The sequence below is a fragment of the Nitrospirota bacterium genome, from assembly GCA_020846775.1.
In the GTDB taxonomy this organism is placed as follows: domain Bacteria; phylum Nitrospirota; class 9FT-COMBO-42-15; order HDB-SIOI813; family HDB-SIOI813; genus RBG-16-43-11.
Genome location: JADLDG010000022.1, coordinates 55,623 through 73,948 on the forward strand (window position 1 = coordinate 55,623; position 18,326 = coordinate 73,948).

Consider the following 18,326-nt stretch of genomic DNA (forward strand, 5'->3'; position numbering starts at 1 on the left):
TGTTATTAAAGGTCTTGCCCTTTTTGTTTACTTGCCGCAGGTTTGCTATACGGCACTGCAATACCCGCATACATTTCTTATGCTGCCCCGGCAGGATATTCTATCCAATCCCATTTGTAAGGTCAATTCTCGATTGACACATAAATCCCTACCTGATACTCTGACGCATTAAAGAGATATTCATGAATGACATAATTCCAGAAAATAACAAGCATTCGGATCATAACAGTAAAGCAAACTGAATAGGAGGAAATAATATGGAAGTTGAAAACGCATTAAAGAAGGCAATCATGGTTGAAAAAGAAGCAATGAAAAAATATATGGAATACGCGAGGGCGACAAATAATGTAGCTGGGAAGAACATGTTCATCATATTAGCACTAGATGAGTGGGACCATATGTCTATACTCGAGAAACAGCTGGCAAGCCTTTCGAGCCGGGGCAATTGGGATAGAGCTGAAATCTCTAAATCGGAAATTGAATTATTAATACCTAAACTGAAGGAAACCAGAAAAAATACAAGTCGGGAATCCGGAATAGGCGACCTCGAAGCTCTATCTACGGCACTCAGCGAGGAACAGGCGGCCAATGAATATTACCTGAAACAGGCCGGGCTGATGACAGACGCAGCGGCTAAAAAAATGTACCTTAGGCTCGCCGAAATGGAAGACGCTCATTACAAGATACTGGAAGCTGAAATAGACGGTATCAAGGGCAGCGGCTTCTGGCTGGGTTTCCCGGAGTTCACTATGGACTGATACTGTCCAATAGTAGTTTGAATCTAAATATTTGTTGACAGCAAAATCCCGTCCTGCTACCTTATCCGCTGAAAAGCAGATACTTAGGCGGTAAATAAACGAAGTCCAAATAGAGAAAGGAGAATTTTATGAAGCGTAATCTGTTTAAGAGGTTGATAGTAACGGGTATTATGTCGGCAGTCATTGGGATCGGCGGATATGGGGCTGCCGCTGATCACGCGGCTTCTCATGCGGCTCCGCACTGGTCTTATGAAGGTGACCATGGCCCGGCCCACTGGGGAGAATTCGGCGAAGCCTGCGCTGAAGGCAAGAGGCAGTCGCCGGTAAACATCACTGGCGCAGAGACGTCAAGCCTGCCGAATATAGACATAAAATACAAGCCCTCGAAGCTCAACATACTCAATAACGGACACACCATACAGGTCAACTACGAGGAAGGCAGCAGCATTGTCCTTGACGCCTCCGAGTATAAACTCCTCCAGTTCCACTTCCACGACCCCAGCGAGCACACGGTAGACGGCAAGTCTTACGGTATGGAACTCCACCTCGTTCACAAGAACGACAATGGCGACCTGGCAGTCATCGGGGTGTTAATAGAAGAAGGCAAGGAGAACAACGCCTTCAAACAGATATGGGCCAATATGCCAAAGAAGGCGGATGAGAAGAAAGAGGTAAAGGGGGCATCCATAGACGCTTCCACGCTCCTGCCAGAATCCCTTGCATACTATACCTATCCCGGCTCTCTTACCACACCTCCGTGTACCGAGAGTGTGACATGGCTCGTCCTGAAGGAACCTATACAGATGTCGGCGGCGCAGATAAAGGCGTTTAAAAAGCTTATTAACGTCAACAACAGACCGATCCAGCCACTTAACGAGCGCAAGATAAATACGATGTAGCGTCCAGTCCGGAAGAACTTTGTCAGTTTAATTGCCCCCGGGGATCTTAATGACGTCCGGGGGCATTGTTTTTTGAAGTAAAGGAAGGAAAGGGGACAGATTTATTTTACTTTTCCTCATCATATAAATAATATCTGGTCATTTATGGCCTCAGTCATGAATGTCGTCATTCCCATGCTCATGTCAACCTCATCAATGAGTTCATCCCTTGAGATGTTAAGAAGCCCCATTGAACTTGTACATGAATAAAGCTTCACCCCCATTGCACTGGCCTCTGTGATCAGTCCTGATATCTTATGTATGTGGCCTTTTCTGATATTGTCTTCAAGAATATCTTTATGAGTCTCACCCTCACTGTCAAGATTGAATTCAACCCTATCCTTTTTTCTAAAATATTCCAGGGCCCAGTAGGTAATAAAGCATCTTGATTCCCTGCCCAGGGCGGCCGCAGTTAATGCAAGGGAAAGACCGTGGTATAAACGGTCAAATGCTCCACTGTGAAATATTATTGCAAATCCTCTATTGTCCATAGAAAATACCACTACCCTTTCCCTCTCCATTAAAGAGAGGTGGATTTCATCTATGCGCGTTTTGTCCTTATAGTTGCGGCCCAGTCAAGCAGGGAAACACCCTTGGTCCTTGCAGCAGCATATTTATCTCCCAAGTCATCAAGCTCGGATTTAGTCAGTCTTTCGGAAAGTATTGCAAGTCCGTCACAATTGGAGACATGAACCAGTAGGGTCCTTGCTGCATTGGCCGCATCTTTTGCCTCAGAATCTGTAAGCGTATCTTTTTGCAATAACGCCAGACAGGCGCGGGCTGTCCCAATAACACCATCGTGCTCTGACACAAGCTGGTCAACATATTCCCCTAACAAGGTACGCATGGCTGGATATAGTGTTTCCTCCTCGTATCTGAAATGAGGTCCTATGAGAACATTCAAGTTGCCTAATATCTCACGCGCCTTTACAACATCCTTTGTTTGAAGCGCTTTAATAATATCAAGCAATCCGTCTCTTACCTTCCTGTGGTCCTCTCTGAATTCAGTTATAGGATCTAATTTAGTAGCCATAATTACTCTCCTCCTTGGTTAATATAGTTTTATTGATGAATTCATCATAACAGAGTATGTTTTTTTGGGTCAACACTTTTATTTAAAAATGAAGCGCTGTGTATGTTATCTAACCAATTTTGGGTAACGGAAGATGCTGCATGTTCGATCTTGCATCTCCCATTCACACAAGGTTATTCCTGATGGCATAATGAATCAGCTCTGCATTGTTTTTAAGATTAATTTTATGCAGGATACGTGTGCGGTAAGTACTGATAGTGGGAAGGCTTAGTGAGAGTTGTCTTGCAATTTCACCAGTTGATTTTCCGGACGCTAACATGACCATAACCTGATACTCCCTGTCCGATAGTTTGTCGTGAGCCGGCTGCTCATCACTTTTATTAAGATCTGCTGCCAGTTTTTCCGCAAGGGCTGAACTGATATATTTTCTGCCTACTGACACCCTTCTGATGGCCGTTAATAATTCATCAGGAATACTCCCTTTAGTCAAATAGCCGGAGGCACCCGTCTTTAATGCACGTACAGCATATAGTTCCTCAGGATGCATGCTGATAATCAATACAGGAGGACGTTTTTTTTCATTCTGCAGCATCCCCAGGACCTCAAGTCCGCTCATGTCAGGAAGTGAAATGTCCAGTATAATAATATCGTAACTATTTTCCTTAATCCTGTCTAACAACTCCCTGCCAGTACTGACCTCATCTTCAATTGCAATATCGTGAGATTCGGAGACAATTTTTTTCAATCCCTCACGGAATATCGGATGGTCGTCTACTATTATTATCCGAATCATATTCATGTCCCTTTACTGACACAGGAATTGTTGCCAATACCTTCGTCCCTTTATCTGGTATCCCGCTTATAATTAGTTTCCCTCCTAAGTAAAGTGTCCGTTCCTGCATACCGAGGAGTCCAAAGGAAAAGGGATTATTTATTTTTTCAACATTGATACCCTTTCCGTTATCTTCTATCTTCATTATCAAAGTGTCTTCATCTACCTTCAGTTCAACAGTAACCTTGGTAGCGCCTGAATGTCGTGCAACGTTAGTCACTGCCTCCTGCAGGATACGGAAAACAGCAGTTGCCCGATTTTTATTCATGTTAATATCTTCGCAACTTATTAAACACTTACACCTGATCTTTGCCCTTTTCTGAAATTCACTCATATACCATTTAATAGCTGAAATGAGGCCAAGATGATCCAGGATGTCAGGTCTCAGCTCTGTTGATATACGGCGTACTGTCTCTATACCAGTATCAGCCAGCTTCACTAATGACTCCCCTGCCCTTTGAACCTTCTCAGGGTTAACACAACTATTGGATGTAATCAGGGATGATTCCATTTTTACTGCGGTAAATAGACCACCTAATTCGTCATGAAGTTCGGCAGCAATATATTTCCTCTCTGCCTCCCTCAAATCCTGGAGATGAGCGGAAAGATTACGAAATTTCTGATGTGATTTCTCAAGCTCTTCAATGGCATTTGACCTTTCTATCTCTATGCGCTTGCGCTCGAGGGCAAAATGTATTGTGCGGGCAAGGAGATTTCCTTCAACCTCCCCCTTGCCCAGATAGTCCTGAGCGCCTTTTTGCACCGCCATAATCCCAATATCCTTGTCATTTAGCCCGGTCAGAACAACTATCGGGGTCGAAGGTGATATTTCACGTACTCTTTCAAAAGTCTCGAATCCCCAGCTATCAGAAAGATTGAGATCCAGCAATATAACATCAAATAGCCCGTTCTTGAGAATCTCCAAGGCGTCTGAAAGCTTTGTTACATGAGTTGGTTCAAATATGGCCCTGCTGTATTCTTTCAACATTTCCGTGATCAGCCTGACATAACCAGGGTCGTCTTCAATATATAACAGACTGATGGGTTTATTTTCTACTGGGTCCATACCTTCATATTTCCGGTGGCAAGCCGATTTTGTAAAATATACAGCAGGATAGCATATAAGTACTGCATTATCAATTGATCAGGAAGCTGATGCGGGGGCGGAAGAAAATCATGGCATTGACAAGACATATGTTTTTGAGGTAATTAAATATGGTAGAATATGGTCACGATAAGGAATACAGTAGTTTACCCTCTATTATTAATCTCTATGTTGCTTCTCTTTGCAACAGTTGCGAGACCTGCTCATGATGAGACTCCTCAATCTGTCTTAAATAGTATTCGTTATTGGAAGGATCCGAACTATACCAGGATAGTGATTGATTTAAATAGTCCTGTAACTTTCAGGGAAAAGTATCTTCCAAATCCTGACAGGCTTTTTATTGATCTCCACAATACAATTATGGGCAATGGTATTAATCCGATTCAGATAAGCGACGGAGTTGTAACTCAGGTACGGGCAGGACAGTTTGATAAAGAAACTGCGCGCGTGGTTATTGAACTTAATGCGAGGGCCGGGTATAAGATTCTGCCTCTTTCATCACCGGACAGGCTGGTAATAGATGTTTTAAGAGACACAGCGCCACCCGCAATGGAACATAAACAAAGAATGGAAAAAGATGATAATAATAATATCATCATACCCGGCCAGACGATCGTAATAGACGCCGGTCATGGAGGTAAAGACCCCGGCGCCATAGGCAGGAGCGGCCTTAAAGAAAAAGACATAGTGCTTGATGTAGCCCTCCGGTTAAGGAAGCTTGTAAAAGAAAAGCTCGGTGTCAATGTGATAATGACAAGGGACACGGATGTCTTTATCCCACTTGAAGAAAGGACTGCCATCGCCAATACGAGGGGGGCTGATTTCTTTGTGTCTGTTCATGCCAATTCAAGCAGGAGGGCAGGCGCTAAGGGAGTTGAGACATACCTGCTTGGCAGGGCAACTGACAGGGATGCTATGGCCACAGCCGAGCGTGAGAACAATGCAACTGAGAAATCATTGAACACACTTCAATTGATTTTGACTGATCTTTTGAATACCGCTAAGAAAGAAGAGTCTTTGAGGCTTGCTCACTATGTTCAGGAAAATATGATCGGTCACATGGAGACACGTTACAAAGTAACGGACCTTGGTGTAAAGCAGGCGCCATTTTATGTGCTGGTAAATGCAAGGATGCCAAGTATACTTGCCGAGATATCCTTTATCAGCAATCCTGAAGAAGAAAAGTTATTGGCTGATGCTGACCACAGGCAGGAGATTGCTGAGGCTATTCTGAAGGGTATCAGGAAATACATTCAGGCTACTCCACTTCTTGCCCAGCCGAAAGAGGCAAACTACTCTTCTTTACAGTGACAATACTGCTTCAATATCGCATTCTCCTGAACCCTGCACTCACTGCACGGTTTATATCACTACTGTCCCCCGGCTGCGGGAGGGCAGAAAGTATTATTCAACCATGATATTCAACATCAGGATGATTATAGAATACGATGGGACAAACTATCATGGATGGCAAAGGCAGTCATCCCTGAACCGTGAAACGGGTGATCTACATAAGACCATTCAGGGAACTATCGAAGACGTCCTTGCCCGCATCACAAAGCACCCTGCGAAGATTGTTGCTGCAGGCAGGACCGACGCCGGAGTCCATGCAACAGGACAAGTTATACATTTTAAAACAGCCCTGAAAATTAATGAATCATCCTGGATTAAGGCCTTAAACTCTTTTCTTCCATCAGATATAGTCGTAAGGAATGCAGATTATGTCAATGAAGAGTTTAATGCAAGGTATGATGCAAAGAGCAAAGTATACAGATATTTCATATGTAATTCCGGTTACCCATCCCCATTTTACAGAAATTATGTGTGGCACAACAAATACCGTCTCAATATCCCGTTAATGAGAGAAGCATCACAATATCTGCTTGGTCATCACGATTTTTCCTCTTTCCGTGCAGCTGATTGCAGCGCTACATCACCGGTAAAAACCCTGAACAGGCTTGAAATTGATGAGGTGTCACTCGAAAATCCCGAATCAATTCACTTCTTAGCCCCCTTTTCTAAAGGGGGGATGGTGAGATCATCCTTATCATCCTCTCTGAGCCTGCAGCCAGCTAACATACTCATCCTCACCTTTGAAGCCAGATCATTTCTCCAGCACATGGTCAGGAACATCGTAGGAACACTATCTGAAGTTGGCAGGGGGAAATTTACTCCTTTTGATATAAAAAGCATCCTGGAAAAAAGAGACCGGCGTTATGCAGGCCCTATAGCCCCTCCGCAGGGTTTGTATTTGTATGAGGTGAAGTATTAGTAAGAAAACGATTCGCTACAGAATCAACATATAGGACGCTTTTCCATCTAAACCACAATATAATGTATGATTTTCGACTTCGGTAAATTTCTTCTAACCTATTAATTTTTCTCATTTTTTTCTTGACAATAAATTCTCATAGTATATACTTTCTCCATCAGTGGGACAAAGTGGGATGTAATGGTTCAATTCGGCAAGCATTGGCAAAGGAGACCACGACCAGCATGTTTCGTGGAAGATACCATCATACTATAGATTCAAAAGGTCGCCTGAGTATTCCCTCAAAGTTCAGGGATAAAGTCCTCCATAGTCATGGAGGTCAGCTGATCCTGATTAAAGACCTTGTTGACAAGTGTATTTCAGCATATACCCCCGATGGATGGGAAGATCTGACCTTAAAAATCCAGAAGGCATCATCACTTGCAGATGAGGTGAAGGCTTTCCGGCGCCTTATGTTCTCAGAGGCTGAAGATTGCACTATTGACAAACAGGGAAGGATACTCATTCCGCCAAGACTCAGAGAATATGCAAGCCTGGAAAAAGATGTCCTTGTGGCAGGTGTTGAAAACAATAAGATTGAGTTCTGGAACCCGCAGATCTGGGATAATGCAATGGCTGCCTATGATCCAAGGGATATTGCCAGGAAGATGGCTGAACTGGGCATATGAGTAAGTGAAACAACATATTCCAGTCTTGCTGGAGGAAGTTTTGAAGGAACTACGATGCGATCGTCCCGGGATTTATATTGACTGCACCGTTGGCGCCGGTGGACACACCGCTGGTATCCTGGAATCATCTCCTGAAAATAGGGTTATAGGGATTGACTGGGATAGTACGGCCTTAGAAACTGCAAGAGAAAACCTTAAGGGATTCGGAGACAGGGTGACCTTCATCCGGGAAGACTACTCCTATATTGGCTCTATACTTGATGATATGAACATACGTGAAGCAGATGGATTTTTATTTGATCTTGGACTCTCCTCTATGCAGATAGATTCACAGGAACGAGGATTCAGCTTCAGGCTGGATAGTCCTCTCGATATGCGAATGGATATGAGGAAAGAAACAACTGCCGCAGATCTTGTAAACAACCTTGGTTCTGCAGAACTGGTAAAAATCCTTAAGGAGTATGGGGAGGAAAGATGGGCAAAAAAAATCGTGTCTGCAATCATAAGGGAAAGAAATATGGGTGCAATTACAACAACCGGTCGGCTGGCTGAGATTGTAGGTTCTGCAATACCGCATTCTTACAGACCCGACCGAATCCACCCCGCTACTAAGACGTTTCAGGCGCTCAGGATTGCCGTTAATAGAGAACTGGATCATATAGATAAAGCCTTAAAGGACGCAATAATGCATCTTAAAAGAGGAAGCCGCATCTGTGTTATTTCATTTCATTCCTTAGAGGACAGAATTGTAAAGCATACGTTCCGCAGTATGGAAAACGGGTGCATATGCCCGCCCAGAATCCCATATTGTATTTGCGGATTTAAAAAAGAGATAAATGTACTGACAAGAAAACCCATCAGGCCTTCTTCAACCGAGATTATCAACAACCCGCGATCCGGAAGCGCCAGGCTACGAGCAGCTGAGAAACTATAACAGATTAATTCAAGAATAGGGGGTACAAAGTGCGCTTAGGTTTAAAAATCCTTCCGGTCCTTTTTGTGGTTATGTTGGGTTATGTTGTACAACGTACCTATGTTATGAAATTGGGTTACGAAATAGAAGGTCTTAAGAAAGAACAAAAGAACCTGGAGCAGATCCATAAGAGCCTTCTGATAGAGAGGGCCACTTTAATATCAACAGAACGGATAGAAAGATTAGCCACTTCGTTCATAGGGATGAAAAATCCTGACAACAGCCAGATAGTAATTGTGAAGGATTACGACAAAACAGGCAACACTAATACATACGCCGGGTTAAACGTTGAGGTTGCTCAGGTCAATTCACAGGCTAAATTGGTAAAACAGATTAACCAATAGAATAAATAATGAACTTACTTGATAAGGGCAAAGAGTCTCTTACAAAACGAGAGAGGTTTAACAGAATTAAATGGCGAAGGTTAAATATAATCTTTGTACTCATGACGGCGGGCTTCATTGCTGTTATAATAAAACTTGCATGGCTTCAGCTATTGCAGGGAGAAGCGCTTGCAATGAAGGCGGAAAGACAACACCGACGTTTGATAGATATAGAAGGTGAGAGGGGTAATATTTATGACCGGAACAGGAGAGAGCTTGCTGTAAATCTGGACATGTCATCACTTTACGGCATCCCTTCCTCTATTGGCGACCCTTCATTAGTGATAAAAAAGCTATCATATATAGTTGACTTTGATACTGCTGCCATAAAGGACAAATTAGACAGTAAAAAACATTTTACCTGGATTAAAAGAAGGCTCTCACCAGACATAGCAGAAAAAGTTGAGGCATTGAACCTTAAGGGAATCGGTCTGGCCCCGGAAAGGAAAAGGTTCTATCCCAAAAAGCAGTTGTCAGGCCATATTATTGGATTCACAAATACAGACAGTCACGGCCTTGAAGGCATAGAAAAGTATTATGAAGAATCCCTTAACGGGGAAAAGGGCGCCCTTGTGCTTGACAGGGATGCTCGTGGCAAGGCTGTTCTTACCAGCACACACATGGATACATTAAAAGGAAATGATCTTGTACTAACCATAGACGAGGTAATCCAGTATATAACAGAGAAGGAACTTGAGGCCGCAGTTGAGGGACATAACGCCGCGGGAGGTGTGGGAATAGTAATGGAACCTTATACCGGAGCAATTCTTGCTATGGCTGTAAGTCCGAAATTTAATCCTAACACACCTGACAAATTCGGGGCCGGAGGATGGCGCAACAGGGCTATCACTGACGTATATGAACCGGGATCTACCTTTAAAATCGTAACCGCGTCCGCCGCACTTGAAGAAAAGCTCTACTCACCGAATGAAATTGTGCATGATGGGAGTGGCAGCATGAATATTGGTACGGCTGTGATACATGATCCTCACCCCAAGGGTAAACCTATGACATTCAGGGAGGTAATTTCCCACTCAAGCAACATAGGTTCTGCCAAAATTGGTATAAAGCTGGGGGATAAACGGCTTCATGAGTATATACGGGCATTTGGATTTGGTGATAAAAGCGGTATAGACCTGCCTGGGGAAGTCAGAGGTATAGTAAGACCCCCGGAAACCTGGTCGGGACGATCACTTGCAACTATTGCTATAGGGCAGGAAGTCGGAATAACCCCTATACAGCTTGCCTCTGCCATGTCTGCCATTGCCAATGGAGGACTGCTTGTAAGACCGCATATTGTATCTGATATTATTGACCTTAAGGGAAATGAAAATAAAATACATCCTGAGATTGTGAGACGGGTTATATCCGAGAACACCAGCAAGAAGATGACGGAAATTCTTAAATGGGTAGTCAGCAATGAGGGAACAGGAAAACTTGCTGCTGTAGATGGTTTTTCCGTCGCAGGAAAGACAGGTACTGCACAGAAGGTGGACCCTGCGACCGGCAGATACTCCAGTAACAAGTTCATCAGTTCGTTTATCGGATTTGTACCGGCAGATTCGCCGGAATTAGTGATACTGATAGTGGTAGATGAACCTAAGGGCGTTTCATGGGGAGGCAGTGTAGCAGCTCCGGTCTTCCATAGTGTTGCTCAACAGACACTTCGCTATATGCATGTGGAACCGGTGGAACAACAGAAAATAACTATAATGGCGAATAATACCCCTGATTAAACACACATTAATTAAGGATTAATGAAACTATCTGAGATACTAAAAGACATTGAACTGCAAAGGACCTTGGGAGACCTGAATTGTGAGATAAGTGGTTTAACCTATGACTCCCGCAATGTTATGCACGGCACACTCTTTGTCGCAATTAAGGGCCTGACAACAGATGGGCATCTATTCATTAAAAGCGCCCTCGAAAAAGGTGCTGCGGCCGTTCTTGCAGAACGGGAACCAACAGGTATAGTCCCTCCTGCCGGTATCCCGATTATAATTACAAAAGACACGAGAAAAGCTGTTGCCAGGGCAGCAGTGAATTATTACAGAAACCCGTCAAGCGAACTCAGTGTAATCGGTATCACAGGGACAAACGGTAAGACCACAACTTCATATCTGATCAGGTCTATTCTTGAAAATGCCGGAAATAAAGTCGGACTGTTAGGCACTATCTTCTGGTCTGACGGCAACAAGATTTCTGAAGCGGAGCATACTACCCCGGAGGCAGTTGATTTTCAGTCTTTGCTGAGGGAAATGGCAGACAATGGATGTACTTTTGCAGTAACGGAGGTCTCATCCCATTCGCTTGCACTTAGCAGGGTATCCGGGACCTTTTTCAGCACTGCTGTCTTTACAAATCTGACTCAGGACCACCTTGATTTTCATACTGACATGGAAGACTATTATAAGGCAAAGTCCATGCTTTTCTCAGGTCTGTCATTACACCACACGGCTGTAATAAACTCAGACGACCCATACGGAAGTCGTCTTCTTGAAACAAGCAAATGCCGTAAATATTCTTACGGTCTTGACAGCATAGCAGATATCCGCGGGGAAAATGTATCACTCACAATAGATGGGATAGAATTTGATTTGACTACCCCGACTGGAAATATTCATATCAAATCAAACATGGTTGGTATACACAACGTCTATAATATACTGGCTGCTGCAGGCGCTGCACTCTCCAATAATATTCCCCTGGAAAAGATTGCTTCAGGTATATCGTCTGTCACTTCAGTTCCGGGCCGGTTTGAAAGAATAGACAGCGGTCTTGGATTCAGCATCGTCGTTGATTATGCACACACAGAAAATGCCCTGAGATTATTGATCGAGGCAGCCAGACAGTTTTCTCCAAAGAGGATCATTACAGTCTTCGGCTGCGGCGGAGACAGGGACAGGGGGAAAAGGCCCCTGATGGGCAGTACTGCAGTCGAATTGAGTGATTTTGTAATTGTAACATCAGATAACCCCAGATCCGAACAGCCTGATCGGATTATCAGGGAGGTAGAATCTGGAATACTTGCATCCATAGAAAAAGGCTCTGCCAGCGCTGCCGGATATGTGACTATACCAGACAGAAAGAGCGCGATAATAGAAGCTGTCAGATTAGCAGAACAGGATGATATTGTATTAATAGCAGGAAAGGGGCACGAAGATTATCAGATTATCGGGAGGCAAAGGCTTCACTTTGATGACAGGGAGGAAGCAATGAAGGCTGTATCAATAAGGATGAGTTCAGGCAGGTTCAGCAATGAGTTGAAGAAGCAATGAGAAAAGAAACAGGAAGGTGAAATGTTAACAATAGATGAAATAGTAAAGGCAACCGGCGGTCAACTCATTCAGGGAAATCTTGAGCTTACTGCAGCCGGAATATCAATAGATTCGCGTAACATTAAAGATGGAGAACTCTTTATTGCGATTAAGGGAGATGTGTTTGACGGGCATAATTTTATAGAAGAGGCGATTAAAAAAGGGGCCTGTGGCGCTATAGTCAACGGAGATTATCCGCTGTCAGGTTCTATTCCTCAGGACAGGATAATATTAAGTGTCAGCGACACCATACTGGCCCTGCAGGAGACCGCAAGGTTCTATCGCAACAAGTTCACTATCCCTGTAACCGGGATAACAGGGAGTAATGGAAAAACAACAACAAAGGAAATGCTCTGGTCTATTCTGAGCCAGAAATCGCATGTTTTAAAGAATGAAGGAAATTTAAATAATCATATAGGGGTTCCTCTCACCTTATTAAGACTCGATTCATCGTATAAAACGGCTATAATTGAAATGGGCATTAGTGACCGCGGTGAACTTTCGAGATTATGCTATATTGCTTCCCCTGATTCAGCAGTAATTACAAATATAGGTCCAACTCATCTGGAAAAACTGGGAAGGATCGAAAATGTCGCAGAGGCAAAGGGGGAAATACTCAAATTCATCCCCTCGAACGGTTTCTGTATTTTAAACAGGGATGACAAATTCTTTGATGTATTCAAGGCAATGTCTGCGGGCAGAATTATAAGTTTTGGAATTTCACCTGATGCTGATGTGCATATAGAATCTTATGAGACCGTTGCTCAGGGAAAATCGGCTGACAGTATTTCGTTTAACCTCATATGCCCTGCAGGCAGAATAGACATAAAACTGCATGCCATAGGAATCCACAATATCTATAATGCACTCAGTGCTGCGGCAGCCGCTTATGCACATGGGATAGCGATTACAGACATCAAGTCAGGTTTGGAGAGATTTTCGCCTGTCAGGATGAGAAGTGCTGTAGAAAAGGTGGGAGAGATTTATATTATCAATGATACATATAATGCAAACCCGGCTTCCATGGTCGCGGCTATTGATATGTTGAAAAATTTCAAGGCCGGGAACAGGCGGTTTGCAGTCATTGGCGACATGCTGGAACTGGGAGAAAATACAATAATGGCCCATCGTGACCTTGGTATTTACATTGCCGGGGCGGGTACAGACGGGCTGATTTCAGTCGGAGAGTTCGCTGGCTATGTTGCGGAAGGCGCCGTAGAAGCGGGGATGAGCGAAAATAATGTTAAGGCATTTAACGATTATCCACATACCCTTGAGCAGATAAAAGAATGGATAACAACCGGTGACATCGTACTGGTAAAGGGTTCCAGGGGTATGAAGATGGAGAGAATAGTGGAAGGACTTAGAGAGAGTCTGAATAAATGATATACCATTTATTATATTCACTGCATGATCATTATTCCTTCCTGAATGTCTTCAGGTATATTACGCTCAGGACTGTTTATTCAGTCATTACTGCCCTTGTCCTGTGTCTCATGATTGGTCCTTATATGATAGAGTTGTTAAAAAAATTACAGATTGGACAGTTCGTCAGGAATGATGGTCCATCCAGTCATCTGACAAAGGCGGGGACACCGACCATGGGCGGTGTTTTGATCATAATAATAGTCATTCTTGCCACCCTTTCATGGGCAGACCTGTCCAATATATATGTATGGCTCGTCCTGGCTGTTCTGGTCGGCTTTGGCCTTATAGGGTTTACTGACGATTATCTTAAGGTTGTAAGAAAGAAGTCAGAAGGTTTGAGAGGGAAATATAAATTCACGTTGCAAATAGCAGTGGCTACCCTCGTTGCGATTGCGCTGTATTGTCTTCCAGCATATTCTACGATACTTAGCATCCCATTTTTAAAGGATTTTAACCCTGACCTCGGATGGTTTTATATCCCGTTCGTAATATTTATAATTGTCGGCACATCAAATGCTGTTAACCTCACTGATGGACTTGATGGGCTGGCCATAGGTCCGGTAATTGTTGTTACACTTGTCTACACAATCATAACGTATGTCGCCGGGCATGCCAAGATCGCAACTTACCTTCTGATACCTTTTATAAATGGTTCCGGTGAACTGGCGATATTGTGCGGCGCTGTATTCGGAGCAGGACTCGGTTTTCTCTGGTTTAACACATATCCGGCCTCGGTGTTCATGGGTGATGTAGGGTCACTTCCACTCGGGGCGCTCCTTGGAACTGTTGCTGTTATCGCAAAGCATGAACTGCTCTTGCTTATTGTTGGCGGTATTTTTGTTGTTGAGACTATTTCTGTCATATTTCAGGTAGCCTCATTCAGGCTGCATGGCAAGAGGGTCTTTCTTATGGCGCCTCTTCACCATCATTATGAACTTAAGGGCTGGCAGGAACCTAAAATTATCGTCCGGTTCTGGATAATAGCAATTGTGCTGGGTCTGCTCGCATTGAGCACATTGAAACTGAGGTAATATCCGGTGAATACAATAGACCTGAAAGGTAAAAAAACACTCGTAGTCGGCCTTGGCAAGAGCGGAATAGCTGCGTCACGTCTATTACTAAGCAAGGGAGCAATCGTCACTGCAACCGACAGCAACCCTGCTGAGAAGCTCTCAGATGAGGCAAATGGACTTGCGGCCGTTGGAGTAAACGTAGAGGCCGGAGGTCACAGGACAGAGTCCTTCACATCCTCTGACCTTATTATTCTAAGTCCAGGCGTCTCAAAAAAAATTGAACCTTTGTCTATGGCAAGAAAACAGGGTGTAAGGATTATCAGTGAGATAGAGCTTGCCTGCCGCTTTATTGACAGGCCTTTAATTGCAATCACAGGGTCCAATGGAAAGTCTACAACAACGACGTTGATTGGTGAAATTCTGAAGGCATGCGGCTGCACTGTATTTGTAGGTGGCAATTTAGGCACTCCGCTCAGCGACTATGTACTATCCGGAAGCATGGCTGACTGGATCGTGGCTGAGATAAGCAGTTTTCAGCTTGAGACTATAGAAGAGTTCAGGCCGAAGATATCCGTTCTGCTTAATGTTTCTCCTGATCATCTGGACAGATACCAAAGTATATCAGAATATTCGGAGGCAAAATTCAGGCTCTTTGAGAACCAGGGAAAAGATGATGCTGCGATTTTAAACGGAGATGAACCCTGGAGTCGTAATGTATCCGGAAGGATCAAATGCCACTCTGTTTTTTTCAGCAGGAAAAGGAAAATAAAAAAAGGCATTTACACTGAAGACGGGTGGATAATCTCTGAAATAAATGGGGAAAGCTTCAGGGTTTGTGAAATATCACGTCTCGGCATCAAGGGAGTACATAATCTTGAAAATGCGATGGCATCTGCAGCCGCAGGAATCCTCGCTGGCTGTGATCAAAATTCCATTGAGACTGCCTTGGAAAGGTTTACAGGTCTCGAACACAGGCTGGAGTTTGTGAGAGAGATCCATGGAGTCAAATATATTAATGACTCGAAGGGGACAAATGTCGGGGCTGTTATAAAGTCCATTGAGAGCTTCAAGTACCCACTTCTATTAATAGCAGGCGGCAGAGATAAAGGAAGTGACTTCTCCCCGCTCAAACCGCTTATTAAGGAAAGAGTAAAAAGACTTATTCTCATTGGCGAGGCACGAGATAAAATAGCATCGGTTGTCGGAAGTGTTACTGAAACATCATTTGCGTCGTCTCTGAACGAGGCTGTAAGTATAGCACACAGAGAAGCAGTCAAAGGAGATGTAGTACTCCTCTCCCCTGCCTGTGCAAGCTTTGATATGTTCAGGAACTTTGAAGACCGCGGAAAACAATTCAAGGAGATTGTATGGAAACTAACCAGCTCCGGTTAAATTTCAGCAAGAAGGATAATTTACTGTTAGCCATAGTCATGAGCCTTGCAGGATTAGGACTTATCATGATCTACAGCGCAAGTGCCATGACGTCCCTTCAGAAATATGGCGACTCTTTTTATTTCTTAAAGAGACAGGCTATCTGGATGATTATTTCAGTAACTGTTATGCTGCTGGTTTCGAAAATTGACATGGATGTTTATAAACGGATCCATTTGCCGCTGATTGTTTTATCCGGCATTCTCCTGATTATGGTATTGATCCCTGGGGTGGGTACGGAGATTAATAATTCCAGAAGGTGGTTCCGGCTTGGCCCCCTCTCTTTTCAGCCTTCAGAGCTGGCAAAGGTATCGCTCATTATTTACCTTTCAGCATATCTGATAAAGAAGGGTGACAAGATTAAAGACTTTTTCAACGGATTCATCCCTCCACTTCTTATAATTGGGTTTATGTCTTTACTTATAGTGGTAGAACCAGACCTGGGGACTGTCCTTGTCATCAGCATAGGTTCAGGAATATTGCTGTTTATCGGGGGGGCAAGGATTCTGCATATCTCAGGACTATTTCTATCCGCTCTTCCTCTTGTGATCATTCTTATTCTTAACGTGGGTTACAGGGCAAGGAGGATTACTGCGTTTCTGCATCCGTGGGATGATCCAAGCGGTGTCAGCTATCAGATTGTTCAGTCCTTTCTGGCATTTGGAAACGGGGGCATATTAGGCAGGGGGGTCGGCGGCGGCAGGCAAAAACTATTTTTCCTTCCCGAAGCACATACGGATTTTATTTTCTCAGTTGTAGGAGAGGAACTTGGATTCGCAGGATGTCTTGCAGTAACACTGATGTTTATGTTCTTTCTATGGAGATGCCTGATAATAATCAGGAATCACTGGGGTTCATTTGAGGGTTATCTGGCATCAGGTATCACAATCTTTATCGGTATTCAGATTATCATGAACCTTTATGTGGTTACAGGACTTTTTCCAACAAAGGGACTGGCACTGCCTTTTCTTAGTTTTGGAGGTACTTCCTTACTGACTAACATGATATTAGTTGGTATATTATATGCCATCTCAGGCAGATCACCTGTTATGCATAAAATGGAAACAAATTTATTTAAGACGCATAAAACAAACATCAGGGCACAAAATGACCATTAATATTCTATATCATCCCTTAACGTTGGTGGAAAAGATACAGATGTTTTTTTGAGATATGTTTTTTATATATAACTTAAATATATGCGCGTAATAATAGCAGGAGGGGGTACCGGAGGTCATCTGTATCCGGGTATAGCAGTGGCTGAAGAGATATACAGACAGGAACCGGAATCAGATGTCCTTTTTGTCGGGACTAAAACCGGTATTGAATCAAGGATATTACCTAAGGAGGGGTACAGATTGGAAACGATACCTGCTGGTGGAGTTATCAATAAAAACATGATCTCAAAATTCACGTCACTCATGAAGATAGCCGGTGGATTTATCAAATCATTCTTCGTTCTAAGACGTTTTAAACCGGATGTCGTAGTAGGTGTTGGAGGTTATGCATCAGCTCCGATGCTCTCTGCTGCATCCATAATGAGGTATCCGACGATGATTATGGAACAAAACCTTTACCCGGGAACAACAAACAGATTTCTATCGAGGATAGTAGACAGGGTTGTTGTCGCATTCGATGGATCAGATAAGTTTTTCAATAGAAAGGTGGATGTTCTTGGCAATCCCGTGAGAAGGGGAATATCTGACTGCAAATACAACGCCGGACGGACATTTACAGTCTTCATTTTTGGCGGCAGTCAGGGATCTCATGCAATAAATAAAGGTATAGTAGAGTCACTGGAATATTTACAGGAGAAGGCCGGACAGATAAGATTTCTGCACCAGACAGGAGAAAAAGACTTTGCCTGGGTAGATGAGTCTTACAAAAAGGCAGGAATTGACGCTGAAGTTGCACCTTATGTATATAACATCGTTGACATGTATGGAAAATCAGACATTGTGATATGCAGGGCAGGCGCTACTACTATAGCTGAAATATCCGCAAGCGGCCGTCCTTCTATACTGATTCCCTATCCTCATGCCGCGCATGATCATCAGAGGAGCAACGCAGAATACATGCAAACGATGGGCAGCGCAGAGGTAATTTTGGAGAAAGACCTCAGCGGTAAAATTCTTGCTGACAAGATCAAATATTTTATGTATAACAAGGATA

General features: G+C 43.6%; 18 protein-coding genes. 14 read left to right on the forward strand and 4 right to left on the reverse strand.

What is annotated here, in order from left to right:
* Nucleotides 1-257 precede the first annotated feature (257 nt).
* Together IT392_02510 and IT392_02515 are read left to right on the forward strand one after the other, a co-directional pair.
* Complete coding sequence (locus IT392_02510) at nucleotides 258-758, forward strand: ferritin family protein (protein ID MCC6543357.1); 501 nt, start codon at nucleotides 258-260, stop codon at nucleotides 756-758.
* A 128-nt stretch (nucleotides 759-886) separates the two neighbouring features.
* Complete coding sequence (locus IT392_02515) at nucleotides 887-1,657, forward strand: carbonic anhydrase family protein (GenBank protein MCC6543358.1); 771 nt, start codon at nucleotides 887-889, stop codon at nucleotides 1,655-1,657.
* A 119-nt stretch (nucleotides 1,658-1,776) separates the two neighbouring features.
* Here the strand turns inward: IT392_02515 and IT392_02520 are convergent, their stop codons facing one another.
* The 4 genes from IT392_02520 to IT392_02535 all read right to left on the reverse strand — a co-directional run bounded on the left by IT392_02520 (nucleotide 1,777) and on the right by IT392_02535 (nucleotide 4,627).
* Complete coding sequence (locus IT392_02520) at nucleotides 1,777-2,217, reverse strand: DsrE/DsrF/DrsH-like family protein (protein MCC6543359.1); 441 nt, start codon at nucleotides 2,215-2,217, stop codon at nucleotides 1,777-1,779.
* Between the two features lie 20 nt (nucleotides 2,218-2,237).
* Nucleotides 2,238-2,729, reverse strand: a complete 492-nt coding sequence (locus IT392_02525) for a hemerythrin domain-containing protein (protein MCC6543360.1) — start codon at nucleotides 2,727-2,729, stop codon at nucleotides 2,238-2,240.
* Nucleotides 2,730-2,892: 163 nt separating this feature from the next.
* Nucleotides 2,893-3,522, reverse strand: a complete 630-nt coding sequence (locus tag IT392_02530) for a response regulator transcription factor (protein MCC6543361.1) — start codon at nucleotides 3,520-3,522, stop codon at nucleotides 2,893-2,895.
* A complete protein-coding gene (locus IT392_02535; protein ID MCC6543362.1) occupies nucleotides 3,479-4,627 on the reverse strand; it encodes a response regulator in 1,149 nt (382 codons plus the stop codon). Before IT392_02535 ends, IT392_02530 begins: the two co-directional genes overlap by 44 nt.
* A gap of 159 nt (nucleotides 4,628-4,786) precedes the next feature.
* Between IT392_02535 and IT392_02540 the strand changes: the two genes are divergently transcribed.
* From IT392_02540 to murG, 12 genes are all read left to right on the forward strand, one after another.
* Nucleotides 4,787-5,977 carry an N-acetylmuramoyl-L-alanine amidase gene (locus IT392_02540; protein MCC6543363.1) on the forward strand — a complete coding sequence of 397 codons (1,191 nt, stop codon included), beginning with the start codon at nucleotides 4,787-4,789 and terminating at the stop codon, nucleotides 5,975-5,977.
* A 103-nt stretch (nucleotides 5,978-6,080) separates the two neighbouring features.
* Nucleotides 6,081-6,938 carry a tRNA pseudouridine(38-40) synthase TruA gene (gene truA / locus IT392_02545; protein ID MCC6543364.1) on the forward strand — a complete coding sequence of 286 codons (858 nt, stop codon included), beginning with the start codon at nucleotides 6,081-6,083 and terminating at the stop codon, nucleotides 6,936-6,938.
* Nucleotides 6,939-7,162: 224 nt separating this feature from the next.
* Nucleotides 7,163-7,606 carry a division/cell wall cluster transcriptional repressor MraZ gene (gene mraZ, locus IT392_02550; GenBank protein MCC6543365.1) on the forward strand — a complete coding sequence of 148 codons (444 nt, stop codon included), beginning with the start codon at nucleotides 7,163-7,165 and terminating at the stop codon, nucleotides 7,604-7,606.
* Between the two features lie 4 nt (nucleotides 7,607-7,610).
* A complete protein-coding gene (gene rsmH, locus IT392_02555; GenBank protein MCC6543366.1) occupies nucleotides 7,611-8,540 on the forward strand; it encodes a 16S rRNA (cytosine(1402)-N(4))-methyltransferase RsmH in 930 nt (309 codons plus the stop codon).
* A gap of 29 nt (nucleotides 8,541-8,569) precedes the next feature.
* Entirely contained in the window at nucleotides 8,570-8,923 is a 354-nt protein-coding gene (locus tag IT392_02560; protein MCC6543367.1) for a cell division protein FtsL, read from the forward strand.
* Between the two features lie 8 nt (nucleotides 8,924-8,931).
* The gene (locus tag IT392_02565) at nucleotides 8,932-10,698 is read left to right on the forward strand and encodes a penicillin-binding protein 2 (protein ID MCC6543368.1); all 1,767 of its coding nucleotides are present in this window, start codon (nucleotides 8,932-8,934) and stop codon (nucleotides 10,696-10,698) included.
* A 21-nt stretch (nucleotides 10,699-10,719) separates the two neighbouring features.
* On the forward strand, nucleotides 10,720-12,243 hold the full coding sequence (locus IT392_02570) for a UDP-N-acetylmuramoyl-L-alanyl-D-glutamate--2,6-diaminopimelate ligase (GenBank protein MCC6543369.1): 1,524 nt from the start codon (nucleotides 10,720-10,722) through the stop codon (nucleotides 12,241-12,243).
* A 21-nt stretch (nucleotides 12,244-12,264) separates the two neighbouring features.
* Nucleotides 12,265-13,668, forward strand: coding sequence for a UDP-N-acetylmuramoyl-tripeptide--D-alanyl-D-alanine ligase (locus tag IT392_02575; GenBank protein ID MCC6543370.1), 1,404 nt, complete (start codon nucleotides 12,265-12,267; stop codon nucleotides 13,666-13,668).
* Nucleotides 13,665-14,741, forward strand: a complete 1,077-nt coding sequence (locus IT392_02580) for a phospho-N-acetylmuramoyl-pentapeptide-transferase (protein ID MCC6543371.1) — start codon at nucleotides 13,665-13,667, stop codon at nucleotides 14,739-14,741. The genes IT392_02575 and IT392_02580 overlap by 4 nt, the downstream gene beginning before the upstream one ends.
* Before the next feature lie 15 nt (nucleotides 14,742-14,756).
* Nucleotides 14,757-16,115, forward strand: coding sequence for a UDP-N-acetylmuramoyl-L-alanine--D-glutamate ligase (locus IT392_02585; protein ID MCC6543372.1), 1,359 nt, complete (start codon nucleotides 14,757-14,759; stop codon nucleotides 16,113-16,115).
* A complete protein-coding gene (gene ftsW / locus IT392_02590) occupies nucleotides 16,091-17,272 on the forward strand; it encodes a putative lipid II flippase FtsW (GenBank protein MCC6543373.1) in 1,182 nt (393 codons plus the stop codon). The genes IT392_02585 and ftsW overlap by 25 nt, the downstream gene beginning before the upstream one ends.
* Before the next feature lie 81 nt (nucleotides 17,273-17,353).
* A partial coding sequence (gene murG, locus IT392_02595; protein ID MCC6543374.1) for an undecaprenyldiphospho-muramoylpentapeptide beta-N-acetylglucosaminyltransferase occupies nucleotides 17,354-18,326 on the forward strand: 973 nt, incomplete at its 3' end.

Excerpts from the sequence above, each read along its gene's own strand:
- truA (MCC6543364.1), top strand. The coding sequence starts at position 6,081 with ATGATATTCAACATCAGGATGATTATAGAATACGATGGGACAAACTAT.
- IT392_02570 (MCC6543369.1), top strand. The coding sequence starts at position 10,720 with ATGAAACTATCTGAGATACTAAAAGACATTGAACTGCAAAGGACCTTG.
- IT392_02580 (MCC6543371.1), top strand. The coding sequence starts at position 13,665 with ATGATATACCATTTATTATATTCACTGCATGATCATTATTCCTTCCTG.
- IT392_02535 (MCC6543362.1), bottom strand. The coding sequence starts at position 4,627 with ATGGACCCAGTAGAAAATAAACCCATCAGTCTGTTATATATTGAAGAC.
- IT392_02520 (MCC6543359.1), bottom strand. The coding sequence starts at position 2,217 with ATGGAGAGGGAAAGGGTAGTGGTATTTTCTATGGACAATAGAGGATTT.
- IT392_02565 (MCC6543368.1), top strand. The coding sequence starts at position 8,932 with ATGAACTTACTTGATAAGGGCAAAGAGTCTCTTACAAAACGAGAGAGG.
- IT392_02515 (MCC6543358.1), top strand. The coding sequence starts at position 887 with ATGAAGCGTAATCTGTTTAAGAGGTTGATAGTAACGGGTATTATGTCG.
- ftsW (MCC6543373.1), top strand. The coding sequence starts at position 16,091 with ATGGAAACTAACCAGCTCCGGTTAAATTTCAGCAAGAAGGATAATTTA.
- IT392_02540 (MCC6543363.1), top strand. The coding sequence starts at position 4,787 with ATGGTCACGATAAGGAATACAGTAGTTTACCCTCTATTATTAATCTCT.
- IT392_02530 (MCC6543361.1), bottom strand. The coding sequence starts at position 3,522 with ATGATTCGGATAATAATAGTAGACGACCATCCGATATTCCGTGAGGGA.
- IT392_02510 (MCC6543357.1), top strand. The coding sequence starts at position 258 with ATGGAAGTTGAAAACGCATTAAAGAAGGCAATCATGGTTGAAAAAGAA.
- IT392_02525 (MCC6543360.1), bottom strand. The coding sequence starts at position 2,729 with ATGGCTACTAAATTAGATCCTATAACTGAATTCAGAGAGGACCACAGG.
- IT392_02575 (MCC6543370.1), top strand. The coding sequence starts at position 12,265 with ATGTTAACAATAGATGAAATAGTAAAGGCAACCGGCGGTCAACTCATT.
- mraZ (MCC6543365.1), top strand. The coding sequence starts at position 7,163 with ATGTTTCGTGGAAGATACCATCATACTATAGATTCAAAAGGTCGCCTG.